Here is a 1,380-nt window from a genome sequence, read left to right on the forward strand (position 1 = left end):
AAGATTCTGACTCCGAATAATTTGAAAATGAAAAAGGGAATGCTAATTAAGCATTCCCGTTTTTCTTAATATAAAAAGTATCGAACTATGAACAACCTAGAAACGAGGTGGCCAACTTAATGTTTAATGAAGAAGAACAAACAGGAAACATCTCATGTTCTTTTTGCGGAAAATCTCAAGATCAAGTGAAAAAAATTGTAGCTGGTCCTGGAGTTTATATCTGTAATGAATGTGTAGATTTATGTCAAGAAATAATGGAAGAAGAGTTTAGTAAACAATCGTTTGACGGGGAAATGACCGTACCTAAACCATTCGAAATTAGAGAAATTTTAAATGATTACATCATTGGTCAAGAGTCAGCGAAAAAAACATTATCTGTAGCGGTATATAACCATTACAAGCGGATCAATAATTTGGAAAATAGCGATGAAGATGATATCGAATTGCAAAAAAGCAATATTTGTCTGATCGGTCCAACCGGATCAGGTAAAACGTATTTAGCTCAAACTCTCGCACGTATCTTGAATGTTCCTTTTGCAATAGCAGATGCTACGAACTTGACAGAAGCTGGGTATGTTGGGGAAGATGTAGAAAATATTCTACTCAAACTATTACAATCAGCTGATTACGACGTTGAGGCAGCTCAACGCGGAATCATTTATGTTGATGAAATAGATAAAATTGCACGTAAATCTGAAAACGTCTCAATTACCCGTGACGTTAGTGGTGAAGGTGTGCAGCAGGCGCTGCTTAAAATTCTGGAAGGAACAACAGCAAGTGTTCCTCCTCAGGGCGGAAGAAAGCACCCACATCAAGAGTTGATTCAAATTGATACAACGAATATTCTATTTATCGTAGGGGGAGCCTTTGATGGCATCGAAACGATCGTTAAAAATCGTTTAGGCGACAAAGTTATTGGATTCGGTGCATCAACCCAACGTAAAGAAACTGAGGATAAAGGAAGCATTATTCAACAAATCATTCCTGAAGACCTCTTGAAATTTGGATTGATTCCTGAATTTATCGGTCGTTTACCAATTACTGCTGTACTGGATAGATTAGATGAAGATGATTTAGTTGAAATATTAACAAAACCTAAAAATTCTTTAGTTAAACAGTATCAGAAACTTCTGAAAATTGATGACGTTGAGTTGGAATTTGAAGAGAATGCTTTACGTAGTATAGGTAAAAAAGCAATCGACCGAGATACTGGTGCTCGAGGATTACGTTCGATCATTGAAAGTATTATGATGGACATCATGTTCGAAATACCAAGTCGAGCAGAGATCAAGAAAGTACGTATTACTGAAGAAACTGTAGAAACAAAGAAACACCCAATTTTCTACGATAAAGACGGGGAAATGGTCAGTTAATCAAGGT

1 protein-coding gene is annotated in these 1,380 nt (G+C 36.4%); it reads left to right on the forward strand.

Translation table 11 applies throughout. The features are described from left to right. The first annotated feature begins 119 nt into the window (after positions 1 to 119). Positions 120 to 1,373: an ATP-dependent Clp protease ATP-binding subunit ClpX gene (clpX, locus tag AX762_RS12250; protein WP_071849392.1), complete on the forward strand. Its 1,254-nt coding sequence runs from the start codon at positions 120 to 122 to the stop codon at positions 1,371 to 1,373. Positions 1,374 to 1,380: the final 7 nt, after the last annotated feature.

Origin of the sequence: Alkalibacterium sp. 20, from assembly GCF_001885615.1 — a bacterium.
Classification (GTDB): domain Bacteria; phylum Bacillota; class Bacilli; order Lactobacillales; family Carnobacteriaceae_A; genus Alkalibacterium.

Bases quoted from the DNA above. Each gene is read 5' to 3' on its own strand.
- clpX (WP_071849392.1), top strand. From the start codon at position 120: ATGTTTAATGAAGAAGAACAAACAGGAAACATCTCATGTTCTTTTTGC.